Source organism: Lysinibacillus sp. LK3 (assembly GCF_001043675.1).
GTDB classification, from domain to species: Bacteria; Bacillota; Bacilli; order Bacillales_A; family Planococcaceae; genus Lysinibacillus; species Lysinibacillus capsici.
The window spans coordinates 475,801-494,707 of sequence record NZ_LDUJ01000014.1 but is presented as its reverse complement, the minus strand read 5'-3'; the positions used below and the strand labels follow the sequence as shown (position 1 = coordinate 494,707).

The window sequence follows — 18,907 nt, the reverse complement described above, 5'->3', positions numbered from 1 at the left end:
GAGCATGGCTGTACCCATTACAGGCATTAAAAAACAACAATTAACAGAAGAACAACTAAAAGAACAAAAATTAGATAATCTAAAAGAACTGCTTTCTGAAAATGAAGAAGCCGTCAATCAGGTGTTTAGTATTATGGCTGAATTAAATGATATCGGTGCACTAGAAGCAGCAATGAAGCTACTTGAAGCCAAAGAGGAAGTGGCACATATTGCACTTGGACAATTAACACGTAAGCCTGTAACCAATATCATTAACAATTTAATGGGTGTTGCGGGAGCATTGACGGAGCTCAATCCTGAAACAACGACTAAGCTGATTGAAGGCTTAAATACAGGCGTAGATGAAGCAAGTAAAGCACTTGAATCGAATGAAAAGGTCAGTGCCTTTAAGCTCATGAAAATGATAAACGATCCAGATGTCAATCGTGCGCTCAATTTTGGGGTTCATTTCTTAAAGGGACTCGGCAAAGGCTTAAAAGAATAAGGTGGTTCCTAAATGTTAACAAAAGAAAATGTTGTAAACGCATTGAAACAGGTAAATGATCCTGAGCTACATCAGAGTATTGTAGATTTGAATATGGTGCGAAACATTCATATACATGACAACCATATAGCGCTGGATATTATTTTGACCATACCAGGATGTCCGTTAAAGGCGAAAATACAGCAAGATGTGGAGGAGGCCTTACAAGCGCTTGGTGCCTCAACTGTTACCATTAGCTTTGGCTCTATGACAGATCAGGAGCGCCGCACTTTAACCGCCTCTCTACAGGCAAAGAATGTGACTGATCAAGGAATGCCAAACATGCTACTGCCTAATTCTGGTGTTCAATTCATTGCCATTACAAGTGGTAAAGGCGGTGTTGGAAAGTCTACGGTGACCATTAATTTAGCGGTTGCACTTGCTCGTCTTGGCAAACGTGTAGGTATTTTAGATGCTGATATTTATGGTTTCAGTATCCCTGCCATGATGAAGATTGATCAAAAGCCTACCATGCTTGATCAAACGGCGATTCCAGTAGAACGTAACGGCGTAAAAATAATGTCGATGGGCTTTTTTACAAATGACAACCAGCCTGTTATGTGGCGTGGTCCTATGCTCAATAAGTGGATTCGCAATTTCCTTGTCAACACGCTATGGGGAGATTTAGATTACCTCCTCATCGATTTACCACCTGGTACAGGAGATGTTGCAATTGATATGGCTGCGATGATTCCACAAGCCCAAGAAATCATCGTGACAACACCGCATCTTGCCGCTTCTCATGTTGCATCTCGTGCAGGCTTGATGGCGCAACATACGAAACACAGGATTCTTGGTGTTGTTGAAAACATGGCCTATTTTGAAGGTGCTGACGGTCAAAAAAACTATCTATTTGGACAAGGCGGAGCCGAACAATTAGCAGATTTATTACAGACAGATGTAATCGCTCAAATTCCTTTTGCTCAACCTGAGGAAAATACAGGTTCCTCGGTCTATGATGAAGTGTCGATAATCGGTGAAGTGTTTACTCATTTAGCAGAAGATCTACTCTATAAATAACCCTTGATTTGTTTTTTTACCATGCACTAATCTAAAAACTGATACAAATGAAAACACCTTACGTTGAAATAAGGGGATAAGCATCCCGAACAATCAACGTGAAGGTGTTTTTTATGTGAACAAGAATAAGATATTATATAGAAGAAAAAAATTAGATAAGCAAAAGCCCCGCCAAACAAGTATGAGAATAAATTAGAGTTTAAAAATTATTGCGTCTCCATTTTTTTATCTTAGGTACACTTCTTCAGTCACATCATCTGTCAGAAAAAGTTACCTTGCATATAAATTGAGACTCTATAATTTGTATTATCAACAAGAAGTAAAAAAGGAATGACGTCCCGTAATGGCACGATTAATCATCCTCCAATCGAGATGTTTCTGACCTAACCCTCGCTTAGATCCGAAATGTTCTATAATCACTAAAACGGATGCATGTAGAACAGGTCATTGAAGGTCATATTAATTCATCACAGCAGTTATCTCCTTTGCATGTTCATGATGCTACTTTAAATGAATATTAACTCTTTAATTTTCAAGTAATTTATCTATTACTAGCTTTGTTAAATTAGGCATTATTTCCATAGTGTATTTCAATTCTGTTCTTTCATATCTATTATGTGCATCATATCCATATGGTCCAATATTGATTGCAGGGATATTTAGTTCTCTAATGGCATCATAATTTACATAATGTTTAGTTCTCCAGCTAGGGTTATTGTTAACAACTGAATTCACACTATCTTCATCGACATTTATAGCCACGCAACTCATATCACAAATATGAGGGAAATAATTTTTCTGTACAATAGGCTTATCATAATGTGGTTGAACTTTTTCTACTGCATAATCTAAAGCGGTTAGTAAATTTTTTTCTTTTTCATTTTTACCAGTTACTTCTACACATGGTGAGTACAATGAAGAATAAAAAATAATGATTGCAGGACTCTTATCCTTGGTCCACTTCCAAACTTCTTCTACCACTTTTGCAGAAAACATGCGTACATCTAACTCTTTATTTTTTAATAATTCGTGTTTAAAATTTTTTATATGCTCTTTGTAATTGTCCCCATATTCAACAATAATTGATTGTTCTAATTCTTCATAGAATAATACCCTCGTCTTCCATGGCAATTTTGTATATTCCTGCCCACTAATTTCGCAATATCTCTTATAATGATTATTTAAATTAGCTATTGCATTATTAAATGCAATTTCAGCATGGACTTTTAGCTTTTCTAACACATCTTTAGGTGACCATGATTGCACAAAGAAATTATAATATACATATGAAGCAAGAGCTGTCTGAACTGTATAAGTCTCTTTAAAATCCGTTTGCTTCAAACTTACAGGTGGCATCGGTGTTTCTCCTAACGATTTATCACATAACTCTGGGTTATATGCAATTTGTCTAGTTAACTCCGCAGCAATATAGTTAGGGTCGATTCCTTCAAAACTAGAGCCTACATGGCTTTCCACCCCAGTTATATAAAAAGAAGGGAGTAGCTTACCAACGCTACCTTTATATATATATCTACTTTCATCCCCCTCATACTTAGGAGCAACAAAATCGGAGTTAATTAATGCCGCGTAATCAAATCCATGCTCTACTTTTAACATTTTTAAATCATTTAAACCGGACAATACTCCATGAGAACTATCCTCTTCATCGCATTCAGCAAAAAATACGATATTTCCATTCAGTTCCTCTGGGTGTTCAGAATAATATTTTAATAGATAATAATGGCTTGCAACACCGCTCTTCATATCAAGTGTTCCTCTTCCAAATAACCATTCATTTGATTCTAAATGCTCTCGAACCAACGGCGGAACTTTTTCACCCTTTAACGCTTCATGAAGTTCATTAGGTAAACAAGCCTTCTCTTTCAAACTATTATAATCATCGATACCCACCGTATCTGTATGTCCCATTAGCACAACCGTTTTATTACTATCTCCTTTAGTACCTTTTACAAATGCAAACACATTGTACCTTTCAACCTCATCATCTACTGTTCGTGAAGTAAACACATATTTAGGATTTTTCAGGAAATAAGGTAAATTAGAAATTGTTTTAGCCAATGACTTTGATATGTTAATTTCCCCTTCAGTATTAACAATGCTTTCAATATTTACAAGTTCGTTCGTAACCTTTAATACTTCTTCATACGTTTTTAACATCTCTCATCATCCCCTAATTAAAGATAATAATTATAAAACTTGTTGCAAAAACTTAATCGTTCTTTCTTGTTTTGGCGCTTTAAAAATTTCTACTGGAGAGCCCTCTTCAATAATTTTGCCATCTGCTAACATAATCACCCTATCCGCAACTTCCTTAGCAAAGCCCATTTCATGGGTTACGACGACCATCGTCATTCCGTCTTTAGCAAGGTTTTTCATCGTTTCTAAGACTTCTCCTACCAACTCAGGATCCAATGCTGATGTTGGTTCATCAAATAACATAACACTTGGATTCATTGCCAGTGCTCTAGCAATAGCAACTCGTTGTTTTTGACCACCAGATAGTTGTTCAGGATAGTAATTGGCTTTATCAGCAAGACCTACTCGTGTTAACAAATTCATAGCAAATTTAATCGCTTCCTCTTTACTTTGCCTTTTCACCTGAATTGGTGCTTCTATTACATTTTGTAAAACACTTAAATGGGGAAATAAATTGAAATGTTGAAATACCATCCCCATATTTTCTCTTACATGATTTAAATTAGTTCTTTTTACATCAATAATCTCATCATTAATGCTTATCGTACCTGAATCTAATATCTCCAAAAAATTCATACATCGTAATAAAGTGCTCTTCCCTGATCCACTAGCCCCTATTAGAACAACCACTTCTGATTTATTAATTTCAAGATTTATACCTTTTAAAACCTCTAAGTCACCAAATGATTTAGAAAGCGATTTCAACTTTATCACGTTTTTTCCTCCTTCCAACATCCAGTCGACTTTCAAGTTTATTAAATAACAGCGTGAATAATAAGACTAAAATTAAATAGTAAATTCCCACAACAAAGTATGTTTCAAGAGGCATATAGTTGTATGCTTGAGTTGACAGTGCATGGTTAAACAATTCTGATACTGCGATATAAGCTACTAAAGACGAATCTTTTAACCCTATGATAAATTGATTAGCTAATGCTGGAATAGCTCTTTTAAAACTCTGTGGTAAAATAATTCTTCTCATTGTTTTAAAATATGTCATTCCTAATGATCGACCAGCCTCCATTTGGCCTTTATCAATAGATTGAATGGATCCACGAAAAATTTCTGCAATATATGCTCCTGAATGAATTCCGAGCGCAATGGATCCTGCTGCAAAGTCTGATAAAGTGAAAATACTAGAAATACCGTAATACAAGAACATAAGTTGTACGATTAATGGCATACCTCGAACAACAAAAATGTAGCCGTTAGCAATACTTTCCAAGATTTTTATATTGGATACTTTGAAGAAGGCAAACACTAACCCAATCACACAAGCAATAAATAAAGAAACAATGGTTAATTCAATAGTTAAAACTGTCGCTTTTAAAAACTCAATGCCATGCTTTTGAAATATTGATGTTACATTTGTGAGAAAATCCATATTAATCACCTAACCTCTTTTAAGTATGTGGACGTAAAAGACAAACACTCCTATAGATAGCTAAAATTTATTAATAAAATTAAATTTTGGTGGGAAGTAAAATAGAAAGAATTTTCAATCTATTTAGTCTGCAATTTTAATATTTTAGATCAATTAATAGCTATGCCTAGTACGTCTTTAGCATACTAGGCACACTATTTTTAACAGTTATTCTAACAAGTCTTTCCCAAACCATTTCATACTTATTTCTTTATACGTTCCATCCTTAACCATCTCTTCAATCGCCTTATTAATCGCTTCTAATAAAACTTCATTATCTTTATTAATCGCCACTGCAATTTCTTCTCTTTTAATGACCTCTCCTAAGGCTTGAATCTTCAATCCTGATTCTTGCATTGCTGAAATACCTACAATTCTATCAGTAATTACTGCATCTAGCCGACCTGGTGGAAGATCCTGTAATGCATAGATTTCACTAGGGAATTCTTTGATTTTATCTGTATATTTCTTAGCATCTTCAACATACGTACTAGCTTGCATAACGCCTATCGTTTTTCCCTTTAAATCTTCTACCGTTTTAATCTCCTTATTTTCACTTGAGATAAATACTGTAGCACCTGAAACATAATAAGGGATTGAAAAGTCGACCTGTTTAGACCTTTCCTCAGTAGCTGTCATACTGCCAATAATGGCATCATATTTATTACCTCGTAACCCTTGAATAATTGTTTCCCATGGATTTGTTACAGGATTTGCTTCAAGGCCAATCCTTTTTGAAATTTCTTTCCCTATTTCAACATCAAAGCCTACTAATTCTTGATTTTCCTTATAATTTAATGGTTTTAGTAAACCACTCATTGCAAATGTTAACTTGCCATCCTTAACCAATTTCATTTCTGTTGTTACACTTTTATCCTGATCCTCACTTTTTGCATCCGCAGTAGCTGGAATTTGTGTATTTGTTTTATTTTCCGAACATGCCGCCATTAGCGAAAAAACCAACACCAATAATAAATAGAATATATTTTTCTTCATCAAATAACCCCTCCATTTAATTAAGCTAGTTCTCCACCATCAATAGCAATTGTTTGTCCGGTAATATAAGATGAATCATCCGAAGCAAGGAAAGCGTATAATGCTCCGACTTCCTTAGGATCTGCATGTCGTTTCAGAGGGATACCTTCATTTACAACTTCCAACATATCTGGGGTATACTCAGCCATTTGCATAGGGGTTAGTACATATCCAGGACATATCGTATTAACACGGATATTTGGAGCAAGCTCCAATGCCATTGTTCGTGCTAAAAGATTAACCCCTGCTTTGGAAGCATTGTAGTCAGCATAGAATGGATGTCCTGTCACTCCATTTGTAGACGCTGTCATAAGTATGACACCCTTGCCCTGCTCCACCATAATTTTTGCGGCTGCTTGTGAAGTATAAAATACCCCGTTAAGATTAATGTTTAATACTTTACTCCATTGTTCAGGACTAATATCAAGAAACTTATTGCGAATGCTAATACCTGCATTCGCAATAAAAACATCTACACCACCTAAATCTCTTTTTATATTCTCAAAAACAGCGTTTACATTTTCAGGATTACTAACATCTACTACATAGCCTTTAGCAATTCCGGGATTTTCATTTATCGACTGTTCAATACCCTCTTTATTAATATCTAAAATAGCCACTATCGATTCTTCTTCTATAAAACGTTGTGCTGTGGCTAATCCTATACCACTAGCACCTCCTGTAATAACTACTCTCTTATTTTTTAAACTTCTATGATTGGTTCTCATTCAAACACCCCCCTAATGGTTATTAATTAATTCTTTTTTATTTTTCACCTTTTGTAGATATACCCTCCATGAAATACACCATTTAGAAGGCTCATCTAAATAGTCTGCTTCAATTAACTGATGAATTGTGCTATTTTGCGGTGCTGCTTTAACAATTTCTGGCGTTTCGTATGCTTCTTTAGAAATCTGCTCAAGCGCTTGAATATATTCATCTAAATCTGCCTTAGAATAAGATTCTGTTGGTTCAAGTGTAAATGGTTGTGGAACAATATAAGGATGATGACTAGTCCAGTAATGTAAACCAAAGTCAGTCATTCGGCGCTGTACATCCTCTGTTGTAACACCTGTTTCTTTCTCCAACTGCTCCCAACTATAACGAACTTGCTCTAATCTTTGCCCTTGTATATACGGCACACTTACACCACGAATTTTTGATACTTTACTATACAGATAATTGTTATTTAATACGGCTGTTTCTGCCACAGCTTTAAGTCCATCTGTGCCTAATGCTCTAATCCAAGCATAAGAACGCAAAATCGTTTGAGCTACCCCATGGAATGATCGTACTTTTCCAATCGAATGCTCTAATTGATCATTTAACACATATTGGTCTCCCTCTTTCTCAACAATTGGACCTGGCAAATAAGGCTTTAATTCTTCTGTGACCCCAAGAGCCCCTGTCGCTGGCCCTCCACACATGTGAGGTGCTGCAAATGTTTTGTGTAGATTGAAAAAACACATGTCAAAACCTGCTTCTCTTGCACGTGTGATTCCTAACAGTCCATTGGCATTTGCCTGATCGTAGTAACAAATTCCACCAACATCATGCACTATTTTCGTAAATTCTTTAATTTTAGAATTATAAATCCCTGTATCTTCAGGGTTAGCTACAACAAAACCAGCTGTTCTTTCGGATACAACTTCTTTCAATTTATTAATATCCGGAAAACCATTTTTATCTGGATGAATAGTTATTATTTTATAACCTTTTACTACTGCGGTTGCTGCTTGAGAAGGGTGTGAGAAGATGGTTGTAATAATTTCATTACGTTGATCTGCTTCACCTTTTACTTCAAAATATTTGCGTACAATCGATGCCATCGCAAACAACGCTTGTGTACCACCACTTGGTTGGAAAGAGAAACAATCCATCCCCGAAATTTCACGCATCGCTAAGTCCAAATTGTGAATTATTTCTAGCATTCCTTGGACAGTACTACCCTCTTGTAAAGGATGTAATTCCATTATTTTAGGATTACGAATAAGCAATTCATTAATTTTTGGAATATACTTCATCGTACAAGTGCCTTGTCCAATTTCAACATTAAAATCAGAGCCTAATGTTTCTTGCGATAGTCTTACATAATGTCGTAACACCCGCGCTTGTCCTATTTCGGGTAAATTTGGTTTATTTACTCTTTTCATTCTCTGAGGTAAGGATGAAACACCATCACCGACTGCTTCTACAATCTCATTTGAAGGTTGCGGAACTTCTACTCCGACTTCTCCTGATTGATGTAACTCAAAAATGATAGGTTCATTCCATTTAGCTTGATGAAAATCTTTATTTACATTCTCTCTTAGAATCTTATCCACGTTAAAACTCCTTTCTTCCTATTTAATATCCAACAATTGTAGCTAAAGCATTGATTAACTTATCAATATCATCTTTAGTATGAACTTCAGTTACACAATAAAGTGCTGCTTGACCGTATTCAGGAAATTCCAACGATAAGTCTTTACCACCGAAGATTTTTTGCTCAAGTAATCGTGAATTGATTTCTTCTACTGTTAATCCTGTATCGTTAAAATCTATAATGAACTCTTTGAAAAATGGAGAGGTAATTCTTGAACCCCGAATATTATTAATAGAATTCAATTGCATTACTGCATACTGACTGTTTTGCATAATGGCTTGACCTAACTCGTACATGCCATTTGGTCCCATTAATGATAAATACACACCTGCTGTAATCCCCCAAAGAGCTGTTTGTGTGCCTATCGACTCCTTACCGTTTTCTCTATCTGCAAAGGACGTACGATCATAGGCAATGTCACCAAAACCATATTCACCTTTCTTTACAGTCGGAATAATACCGAACAATCGTGATGGATATTCATTAACAAATTTTGGATCATTATATGTTGCAATAAATCCAGCTTGCCCTCCACTATAATTCATGTGCATACCTAATGGTTGAAGATCTCCACAGACGATATCCGCTCCATATTGACTTGGTGGTGCCAATACCCCTAGAGAACTTGGATCAACTCCTACTATCATAAGTACGCCATATTTTTTAGCAAGTTGTGAAATTTCCTGACCTTGCGACTCGATAAAACCTAAATAGGATGGATTTTCAAAGTAAATAGCTGCAACTTCGTTTGACAACTTTGCTTCTAAATCGGCTAAGTCCATTAATCCTGTATTAAGATTGAATTTTATTCCTTCAAATGATAACTGTGGTGTACCATAGTTTGTAATAACTTTTCTGCGTTCAGGAGAAAGTGTATTAGCAAGTAATATTTTCGTACGCTTTGTAATCCGACTCGCCATACGAATTGATGTAGATGCAGCTTGGGCCCAATCGAATGTAGGAACATTCACTACTTCCATATCCACAAGCTCCGCCATTAAGCTTTGATATTCAAATAATGCTTGAAAGCGTCCATGATCCTCATAAGGCTCTCCTGCATAAGCTGTTAAAAATTCTGCACGTTGATTCACTTCATCACATACAGCTGGTATGAAGTGTTGCCAGCAACCAGCTCCTAGAAAATTAATATAGTCATTGGTACTTACATTTTTATTTAAAAGACCCTCAATATGGCGTCGTAACTCTAATTCATTCAAAGCTTTTGGAATATTCATGGTACCTTTAAAATGTAAATCCTCCGGAATACACGAATAAAGCTCCTCAACGGAGTGAACACCAATTTCATCTAGCATTTCTTGCTTTACCTCAGTTACCATATTAGGGATATATGGATGGACCTTTTTACTCATTTAATTTGCCTCCCTCTATAATTATTTTTAGGCTAAGCCGCCACCATCAACTGTTAATGTCGTTCCTGTAACCCAAGCAGATAAATTACTTGCAAGGAATAGTACCCCTTTAGCAATATCTTCAGGTGTTCCTAATCTTGCTAACGGTCTATCAACTGCTGAACTACGTAAGAAACTTGATTCATCTATATTTAATTGTTTTGCTTCTCCACGAAGTAATGGCGTATCTGTATCTCCAGGACAAATGCAATTTACGCGAATATTTTCTGGACCATGATCAATAGCCATAGCCTTTGTTAAATTTACAACCCCTGCTTTTGCAGCACAGTAAGATGCAGCTTTGTCTCCACCTTTGATTCCCCACCCAGAACCAGTATTAATGATACTGCCACCATTTCCTCTCATGAGTGGGATTAAGTATTTCGAAAGTAGATAGACCCCTTTTAGAGAAACATTAATAACAGCATCCCAATCCGCTTCCTCTAAATCCACCACTGTTTTTCTACGGATAATGCCTGCATTATTAAAAAGTACATCTACTTTTCCGTATCTCTCCTGTATAGAATCAGCCACACTTTTGCAATCTTGTGTATTCGTTACATCACATTTTAAAAACTCAACATCTAAACCAGCTTCTTGAAAGCTTTTTTCAGTATCCTTACCTTTTTGTTGATCAATATCTAAAATCACAGTTTTAGTTCCCAACTCACTTAATAATTTAGCTGTTGCAAGGCCAATCCCTGAGGCCCCTCCTGTAATCACAGCCACTTTACCTTCCAATTCAAAATAATCTACCAAATAAATCTTCCTCCTTCCCTTTGCTTACTATATATCTAGCAAAATACGTGCCAAGTGTAGAAACACAAATCCATTTACAATTTTAATCTACGAAATGTCAGAAAGTTCTGATGTTAAAGGATTTTCAAAATGTGTATAGTAAAAGATTCAAAAATATACTAAATTTCCTTTTTGCCATTTTTGTCAATTCCGTTGTCACTTTTGTCATTAAAATTAGCCATAAAAAAACACAAATACCTAGAAAGTTCATTTTAAATTCCCCATTAAGGAGGTGAGAAATTTAAAAATCTCTAAAAGCAAGGTATTTGTGTCAAACTTATACTATAAATTTACACTTTTTAGTTTTCTATAAAGCGTTCTTGTACTTATGCCTAATTCTTCAGCAACACGTTCTTTTCCAGCAGTGTCATTTCCATATATAGAGAGCATTTGGTAGATGACCTCCATTTCCGTATCTTTCAATAGATTAGAATTGCTATAAAGATTTTGTGCTTGATTATTCTCGATGATATATTTCGGTAAGCTTTCCCTTGTTAATTGTAGGGAATTTTCCATTACCATACTGTACTCTAATACATTTTCTAACTCTCTTATGTTCCCTGGCCAAGAGTATGATTTCAATTCCTCCAAAAATTCCTGCGAAAAATCTTTAATAAATTTCCCTGTTTTATGCTGAATCTTTTCAAGTAATTTTACAATCAAATATTCTATTTCATCTGTTCTTTCTTTTAAAGGAGGTAATGTTAAAGGGATCACATTTAGTCGATAATATAAATCCGAACGAAACTCACCTTTTCTCACCATATCTTCTAAAGGTTTATTTGTCGCAGCAATAATCCTTACATTTACTTTTCTAGGCTCAATTGCTCCAACTCTATAAATAAGCCCATCTTGCAAAACTGTTAATAGCTTCGCTTGTAAATGTAATGGTAATTCTGTAATTTCATCGAGGAATAAAGTACCTTTATCTGCTACTTCAAAATAGCCCATTTTCCCTTTTCTTCTAGCCCCTGTAAACGCCCCTTCATCATAGCCAAACAACTCGCTTTCAAACAAGTTTTCTGGAATGCTTGCACAATTCAACTCTATAAATTTCCCTCTGTGTGTAATGCTATTTGAATGAATATATTTCGCTAATAAACTTTTCCCTGTTCCCGTCTCTCCTGTTATGACAATTGAAGATGGGCTATTTGCAATACTACTTAACTTACTCTTTATAAGTTGTAAGTGAGGTGCGTTGCCTAATACATATTTCGTATCGAATCCTTTTTTATTTTCAAGCAATAAATAGGATCCTTCGTTGTTCAAGGCATTAATAATCATATCTCCCAACCGAGCTAACCAATACTGATATTCCTTCGGCTCAGATGAAAATTTTTTCTCCCCCTCATCTGTAAAACTGACAAATGTCAAATATCCGAAGTGACGATCTCCTTTTACTAAATTCATTAGCATTTCGACTTTAGATGGACAGTTATTTTGGAACCTACAACCAGAACACACTTTCATTTGACCAGGTTTTTGTAAATATTGAACAGATTTAGAATAATACTTCTGAAAGAACGGAAGGTGTACCTGTATCCCTTTTTGCTTTCTATATTCTTCCGTTGCTATAAAAACTTCACCATTCGAAGTAAAATAGGCCATTTCCAATTGTAATAGTTCACCAAATGCATCCAGCATAGATTGCACTAATTTTTCGGCATTCAACATGATATTCCCCCCACAAAAATTGAAAAAGTAATATAGCCAAATTGTTTATAGTGAAAATAGCTCGTAATAGTCCGTAAAATAGTTAATAGATTAAGTTTCATGAAAATTACACCTTTTACGGAAGTTTAATTTAATTATCTTATCTTTTTTAATTCGCCAAAAGTTACATCTTACCTTTATAATTTTCTTCAAGTTAGGATTATAGAGCATGAGAAATGCCATGCAAAATTGAATTGCCCCATAAAAGTTAAAGGAAAATCTAACTTTAAATGGGGCATTCCATGACTGTGTAGCTAAAATTTATGTCTATATTCTATATCATCCTCTAAATAAGAAGTTTATCTCATTCAACAACGTCATTGATCTTTATCTGCTTTCCTACTCATTGTAAGAACTATTTACCTTTAAGCATTATGTTTTTTTACTAAATATCTGATCCATTATAGACAAAATTTGTAGATTAGATAATAATAACATTACATAGAGAAAATGAGGTGATTCCCTTGAAAATGAATTTAAACGTCTCACAACAAATTACTCAAACGTTGACAACTGAACTCATTCATCAATTGGAACTACTACAATACTCCAGCTCCGAATTAGAACAACATATTTATGAGAAATCAAATGAAAATCCACTATTAACTGTCATTGAGAAAAACATGAATCACACAAAGGATATTGTAGACCTTGCCACAATGTCCATAAAAGGTATTCAACCTAAGCAAAAGCAACAGTATGATTTCATTCAAACTCGATTAACACAGCAACATTCATATATTACCCAACTACTCGATCAAATACCTTTACATCTAAATCTTACACCACATGACAGAGAAATTTTAAAATATTTCATACATAACCTCGATGAACATCTATTTTTAAATGTAGATTTATCCAAAGTTGCTAAATCATTTAACATCTCTTTAGACCATATAAATACACTGTTAGATCTATTACAAACATTCGAACCTCTTGGCGTTGGCGTTAGAAATATGAAAGAGTATTTATTAATTCAAATTTACAATGATATAGAAGCCCCACCATTTGCAGCTCCATTCATTCAACATCATTTAGAACAAGTAGCTAATTTATCAATTAAATTGTTAAGTACAACTTACGACATTTCAATAGAAGAAACTCAAAGAACAATTCTATATATAAGAAACCTAAAACCCATTCCAGCTTCATTGGATAATAATGCTACTAGCGCGTATATTATACCTGATATAATCATTAGCAAATTGAATGGGGAATGGATAATAGAACTAAATAATCGGTTTTTACCTAAAATAGAAATTAATCAAGATTACGTAGATCTATTAAAAGAGTCCGTTGAAGATTATACCTATTACCAACAATGCATGAACGATATTATAGCTTTAACGCAAGGAATAGCTCAACGTGATAAAACTTTATACAGCCTGACACGATTACTTCTTGATTTACAAGCTTCATTCTTTGAACATGGAATAAAAGCCTTATCTCCTATGCGTTTAAAAGATGTTGCCCAAGCATTAAATATGCATGAATCCACCATAAGTCGTGCGGTTAAAAATAAATTTATCCGTACACCACATGGAATCTTTGCACTCCAGTCTTTATTTACAAAAGGAATTATCAACGATTCAGGAAAGCTTGATTCTGTGTCCTATATAAAAAGTCGCATTAAAGAATTAGTAGAAAATGAGAATAGAAAAACTCCTTTATCAGATCAACAACTAACTGAAAAATTAGAAACTGAGGGTATTCGAATTTCACGACGCACAGTTTCAAAATATCGTAAAGAATTGAACATAGCCAATTCATCTAAACGCATTTATTTATAAAAAACTTTATTATCAGTTACTTATAAGAGTATAAAGACAAAATAAATACCCTTCATTATGGGATTGACTGTCTCAAAAACGATAGTCAGTTCCCAAATGAAGGGTTTTTTCTATTACTTATAACCAGCCTTTTGTAACACCTGCATGAAATAAAAACGATACGTATTTTTTACAAATGTCTCTAGAGGTAGCCCTACATTCACTTGATATTTTGTAAATATAAAATAAAATCGTTTATCCCACTTTAGGCGTAATAACTCGCCTGCTTCTTCGCCATACTTCATCGTAAATTCTTCCATCAAAGGTTCGATCATCTCATAACAATAATCTTTTAAATGGGCCAGTGCTTCAATATCCTTATCCCTTTGAAAGCGTATAATCCAATCTACTAATTGTTCATTCATATTTGCACGCCGTCCTTTTAAAAAGAGTTTCTTCCTATTAAATTATACTCCTTTTTTGGCGAATCAAAAAAAGAACGATTTTTCCAGTAGATTTCACTCATCAATAGGACGATTCCAACGTAGATGATAGTGAACAGACCTCTTTTTCGTTTCTTTATCGAATACTAGTAATCTATCACCAGCTTGAATGACGTAGCTATTCTCTAATGTCCGAACAGTGGGCTGTTGTTGTTGGGAATTAATGATGCCAATATTGCGTTCCCACAATACCTGATGTTTGTTCATATCATAGAGCAATAACATGTGTTCAGCACTTTCTCGCTGTGTTTGCCGATATGAAACAAGAGCCGTTTTTTCTATGATATCTACATCCACCACTTTTGGTTGTAAATTTTCATAGGCTTGAATGGCTGGCTCGGTTAGGACAGCTTGACTAAAATCGCGAATGGTCTGATAATCCTCTACAGGCTGTGGATGTGTAGCAAAATAGCCCGGCAACTCTGTCTCGATGAAAAAACGGGCAGATAGGTAATCTTGAGCCTTCGAATCCTCACTTAATGTTTTACCATCAAAGCGATAGAATTTGCCATCGACCCCTTCCAAATATAAATGGTTCTCTAGGACAGCCATTTGATGTGCATTATTGCTCAATATCGCTATTAATGACGGATGTTGCGTTCGAAAATCTTTTTTAGAAAGTAGTTCTTTGCCTGTTTCCATATCTACCAAGGATAATTGACCAAACTCATCATCACGATGATGGACAAGAACACCCCCCATAAATTCCCCAAGCAGTGTTTCTTTATAGGAAGCTGATTTTGTCCATTGCTTTTCACCTGTTTGTAAATTCACAGCTACTAGGAGATGGTGTGCGATTAAATGCGTAATTCCATTCGATGTCCCATTATTTTCTGAGCCTTGCACCATTTGAACAGCAATGCTTTGTGAATCATCTGTATAAATCGGCGAATCGGATTTGATGGGAAAGCCTCTCCCCGCTAAGCCAAAAACAATCATTAATAGATTACTGACGAATAAAAAGGCAATGAGCAAAATGCTAGAAATAACGAGTCGTTTTCGTTTCATGACGATAAACAAAAATAGTAGAAGTCCCGTACCTAGCACGATGCAGAAAAAAATATCGTGGATAAGCCAACCATTTAAACGCCATGAATCGATATATCGTTGTAGAAATTGTTCCACTTCTCTACCCCCCTCAAACAACGATTAACTAAAATCTGAATAAAGCACATAACGGTCACATTCCAAGCATTGAAATAAATAGCCTTGATGATGACCATTGTTAATTAAGGATGCAGAAAGTTCTTCTTTTGAAAAGCCAGTATAATTATCAAATTGATCCTCAATTCCTAGCTCTACTAAGTCACGCCAACCAACATAGCCGATAAACGCACAATAGTCAGAGCAATGTGCCACCCAATTATTGCCCTGCCAGCTTACATAGCCAGGCGTCCGAAAGAGTACTTCCTCAGCAAACTTGGGGTTCGTAACCTGTTCATCATCCATTAAGTCTTGCTGGAAAGAACCATCATATTTTTGAGCTGCTTCCCCACTATGGATGCAGGAAGGACAAAGATAATCTACTTCCTCAATTGCATAAATACCACCAGTATAATAGACATCCACTTCTTGCTCGCAACAATCACATACAACGATTTCATCTGTTTCAAAAATTTCAGCCTCTAGAGGGTTTGGTAGATATTTAAACGTTGGAATTTTCGTTTTAAGCTGCTGATGGTCTCTAATTTTTCTTGGCAGCAGAGGATTCACCGAATTTGGTTTATCTATGTAGGTCTGGAGAACGCCATACTTTTTTCGATCCTTTTTATCGTCTTTATTCATAATGACAGTAAATAACTGATATGCCTCAGGATACATCCTAAGTAAACAGTAGACCTCTACTAATATCCTTAATGTTTCTTCTGTTTGTTGAACCTGCTTTAATTGATCTTTAAAAATATGCATTTGATTAATGGTTATCGGATTGGAAGGATTAAATTTTTGTCTTAGTTCGTGCCATTCTTCCACAATCGTCATAAAAAATAAGCCTCCTTCTCACTTGCTATTTGGCAAATGAATAATCTTTTATCATTTGGCAGATTTCCACTTTATAGTTTGTGTACCATTTGTCTTTACCCAATTGTTGTGCTGTTAAATGCTTGGCATTGTCTTTCCATGCTTGGATAGCCTCTAGCGATTCCCAATAAGACACCGTTATGCCCTTTCCTTCCTCATTTCTAACACTTTCAACACGAATGAAACCAGGCTGTTGCTGTGCTAAGGCTTCGATTAGATCAGCCATCTTGCCATAGCCATCCCCATCTTGCTCAGTTCTTTGCGATGTAAAAATCACTGCATAATATGTTTCCATTTATTTCTCCTCCTCTATTACTTTTATTGTAAACCATAATGACTTTGACTAAAATCTAAATATAGGACACTGAAAGGATTGTGACAGGATGGGAATTAATCCAAACATGGCAGAAATAGCGGCACTTCTTGGTGAAACGTCAAGGGCAACCATACTTGCTAGTATGATGGACGGTCGTTTTCATACGGCTAGTGAACTAGCATATATGGCTGCCATCAAACCACAAACTGCTAGCTTTCATCTTGCTAAATTAGTAGAAGGAAAGCTGATAAAAGTTGAAAAACAGGGTCGTCATCGTTATTTTCAATTGGCTGGTGAGGACATTGCTCAATTTTTAGAGTCATTCCTAGCCATCTCTCCACCACCTGAAGTACGTTCATTAAAGCAATCGAGCCAAATCAAGTTATTACAGAATGCTAGAACTTGCTATGATCACCTTGCTGGTAAATTGGGTGTCCAATTAACGGAATCGATGCTGAACGCAGGCTATCTTACATTGGAGGGTAAACAATTTGTCCTGACAGATGAGGGCATATTATTTTTTACGACATTCGGAATCGATTTAACTGCTTTAAAGAGAAAACGACGATCCTTTTCTCATGCCTGTTTAGATTGGAGTGAACGGCGTTATCATTTAGCTGGTGCACTAGGCTGTGAGCTATTAAATCAATTTTTCAACCTTGGTTGGCTTTTACGAGTTCCCTCTATTCGCGCCATTAAAGTGACGGAGAAAGGGAAAATAGGCTTTAAAGAGGTCTTTCATTTAGATTTGTAAATTAGGAAAGGGCACGGAGTTATCTCCTAGCCCTTTCTCCACTAAAAGTTCGGTTTACTAAATAAATGCCCATGATGATGAATAAGCCGCCAACCATTAGTGATGGTTTTAACGGTTCTTCCAATAACACCCAGCCTGTTAATACGCCAAAAAAAGGAGCTAAAAATAAATAGGCACTTGTTTTTCCTGGATCACTATTTTGCAGAAGATAATACCACCCTGCAAATTGTATGATCGAGGAAAAAATACTAAGCCACAACAGAATCAATAACGATTGTGGATTCACAATAAAAAATGGCTGTTCTAACAATGCGCTTCCTAGTAATAAGAGTAAGCCTCCAAATAGCATCTGATAAGCAGATAAAACCCACGTATCAAATAACACGCCCCATTTTTTCACTAACAAGGTGGCAGTAGCCCAAAAAACAGCTGATAGCAAGCCAAAAAGGATGCCTACTTTCAATTCAACTTGTGCCCCCATCGTAATCATCACCCCGATTAAGCCAAACAAAACCCCGATCCATTGATAGAAACGGTAGGACACTTTCATGAAAATGGTGGCAAAAATTACAACTAGTAATGGGTTTGTAAATGTTAAAATAGAAGACTCACTTGCCGTAATGGTGCGGAGACTTAAAAAAATACACCCCATCACACCTGCTGTTTGAAAGCTCCCGATCATGCATAATTTGAACCACTCCCTCCTTGTAATAGGATGAGGTCTCTTCAAGATGATAACAACGATAGCCATGATTATACCAGCCAATATAAAGCGAAGTGCAGCTAATAATAAAGGCGAGGCATACGGTAAGCCTAATTTAACAATGGCAAATGATGAACCCATTAAAAAGGTCGTTACTACTAATAAAGCAATAAATTGATAATTTTTCATCCAATAGCTCCTTACCTGATAGAATAATTGTTCTACGTACATTATAATCAGGAAGTATTTCAATGCTCATCGAAGTATGGATTACAACTCAATTGAAAGATTTTATAAGATTTCGTAAGGAAGAGGATAGTATTAAAAAATCTTACCTCCA

At 35.6% G+C, this 18,907-nt stretch carries 18 protein-coding genes; 4 read left to right on the top strand and 14 right to left on the bottom strand.

The window, feature by feature from the left end:
• Positions 1-4 precede the first annotated feature (4 nt).
• Together VK91_RS10360 and VK91_RS10355 are read left to right on the top strand one after the other, a co-directional pair.
• Complete coding sequence (locus VK91_RS10360; RefSeq protein WP_048392447.1) at positions 5-484, top strand: DUF1641 domain-containing protein; 480 nt, start codon at positions 5-7, stop codon at positions 482-484.
• A 12-nt stretch (positions 485-496) separates the two neighbouring features.
• Positions 497-1,543 (top strand): Mrp/NBP35 family ATP-binding protein, encoded by a 1,047-nt coding sequence (locus VK91_RS10355; RefSeq protein ID WP_048392446.1) that lies wholly within the window; start codon positions 497-499, stop codon positions 1,541-1,543.
• 525 nt (positions 1,544-2,068) lie between these two features.
• On the opposite strand, the gene VK91_RS10350 is transcribed toward VK91_RS10355, so the two are convergent.
• The 9 genes from VK91_RS10350 to VK91_RS10310 form a co-directional block, all read right to left on the bottom strand.
• Positions 2,069-3,721, bottom strand: a complete 1,653-nt coding sequence (locus tag VK91_RS10350; protein ID WP_048392445.1) for a M20/M25/M40 family metallo-hydrolase — start codon at positions 3,719-3,721, stop codon at positions 2,069-2,071.
• Positions 3,722-3,751: 30 nt separating this feature from the next.
• Entirely contained in the window at positions 3,752-4,474 is a 723-nt protein-coding gene (locus VK91_RS10345; protein ID WP_004230601.1) for an amino acid ABC transporter ATP-binding protein, read from the bottom strand.
• Complete coding sequence (locus VK91_RS10340; protein ID WP_048392444.1) at positions 4,449-5,144, bottom strand: amino acid ABC transporter permease; 696 nt, start codon at positions 5,142-5,144, stop codon at positions 4,449-4,451. The genes VK91_RS10345 and VK91_RS10340 overlap by 26 nt, the downstream gene beginning before the upstream one ends.
• A 207-nt stretch (positions 5,145-5,351) precedes the next feature.
• Complete coding sequence (locus VK91_RS10335) at positions 5,352-6,179, bottom strand: ABC transporter substrate-binding protein (RefSeq protein WP_048392443.1); 828 nt, start codon at positions 6,177-6,179, stop codon at positions 5,352-5,354.
• Positions 6,180-6,199: 20 nt separating this feature from the next.
• Positions 6,200-6,946, bottom strand: a complete 747-nt coding sequence (locus tag VK91_RS10330) for an SDR family NAD(P)-dependent oxidoreductase (protein ID WP_048392442.1) — start codon at positions 6,944-6,946, stop codon at positions 6,200-6,202.
• Between the two features lie 12 nt (positions 6,947-6,958).
• On the bottom strand, positions 6,959-8,542 hold the full coding sequence (gene gcvPB, locus VK91_RS10325) for an aminomethyl-transferring glycine dehydrogenase subunit GcvPB (RefSeq protein ID WP_048392441.1): 1,584 nt from the start codon (positions 8,540-8,542) through the stop codon (positions 6,959-6,961).
• A gap of 22 nt (positions 8,543-8,564) precedes the next feature.
• Positions 8,565-9,953, bottom strand: coding sequence for an aminomethyl-transferring glycine dehydrogenase subunit GcvPA (gcvPA, locus tag VK91_RS10320; RefSeq protein ID WP_048392440.1), 1,389 nt, complete (start codon positions 9,951-9,953; stop codon positions 8,565-8,567).
• A gap of 27 nt (positions 9,954-9,980) precedes the next feature.
• Complete coding sequence (locus VK91_RS10315) at positions 9,981-10,751, bottom strand: SDR family NAD(P)-dependent oxidoreductase (protein WP_048392439.1); 771 nt, start codon at positions 10,749-10,751, stop codon at positions 9,981-9,983.
• Between the two features lie 321 nt (positions 10,752-11,072).
• The gene (locus VK91_RS10310; protein WP_048392438.1) at positions 11,073-12,464 is read right to left on the bottom strand and encodes a sigma-54-dependent Fis family transcriptional regulator; all 1,392 of its coding nucleotides are present in this window, start codon (positions 12,462-12,464) and stop codon (positions 11,073-11,075) included.
• A gap of 509 nt (positions 12,465-12,973) precedes the next feature.
• On the opposite strand from VK91_RS10310, the gene rpoN reads away from it, so the two are divergent.
• On the top strand, positions 12,974-14,293 hold the full coding sequence (gene rpoN / locus VK91_RS10305; RefSeq protein WP_231595626.1) for an RNA polymerase factor sigma-54: 1,320 nt from the start codon (positions 12,974-12,976) through the stop codon (positions 14,291-14,293).
• A 113-nt stretch (positions 14,294-14,406) separates the two neighbouring features.
• On the opposite strand, the gene VK91_RS10300 is transcribed toward rpoN, so the two are convergent.
• From VK91_RS10300 to VK91_RS10285, 4 genes are all read right to left on the bottom strand, one after another.
• The gene (locus tag VK91_RS10300) at positions 14,407-14,697 is read right to left on the bottom strand and encodes a hypothetical protein (protein WP_048392436.1); all 291 of its coding nucleotides are present in this window, start codon (positions 14,695-14,697) and stop codon (positions 14,407-14,409) included.
• Positions 14,698-14,790: 93 nt separating this feature from the next.
• On the bottom strand, positions 14,791-15,900 hold the full coding sequence (locus tag VK91_RS10295; RefSeq protein ID WP_048392435.1) for a PA2928 family protein: 1,110 nt from the start codon (positions 15,898-15,900) through the stop codon (positions 14,791-14,793).
• A gap of 24 nt (positions 15,901-15,924) precedes the next feature.
• Positions 15,925-16,755 (bottom strand): CbrC family protein, encoded by an 831-nt coding sequence (locus tag VK91_RS10290; RefSeq protein WP_048392434.1) that lies wholly within the window; start codon positions 16,753-16,755, stop codon positions 15,925-15,927.
• Between the two features lie 25 nt (positions 16,756-16,780).
• A complete protein-coding gene (locus VK91_RS10285) occupies positions 16,781-17,089 on the bottom strand; it encodes an antibiotic biosynthesis monooxygenase (RefSeq protein ID WP_048392433.1) in 309 nt (102 codons plus the stop codon).
• An 88-nt stretch (positions 17,090-17,177) separates the two neighbouring features.
• Between VK91_RS10285 and VK91_RS10280 the strand changes: the two genes are divergently transcribed.
• A complete protein-coding gene (locus VK91_RS10280) occupies positions 17,178-17,864 on the top strand; it encodes a helix-turn-helix transcriptional regulator (protein WP_048392432.1) in 687 nt (228 codons plus the stop codon).
• 19 nt (positions 17,865-17,883) lie between these two features.
• On the opposite strand, the gene VK91_RS10275 is transcribed toward VK91_RS10280, so the two are convergent.
• Complete coding sequence (locus VK91_RS10275; protein WP_048392431.1) at positions 17,884-18,756, bottom strand: DMT family transporter; 873 nt, start codon at positions 18,754-18,756, stop codon at positions 17,884-17,886.
• Between the last annotated feature and the right edge of the window lie 151 nt (positions 18,757-18,907).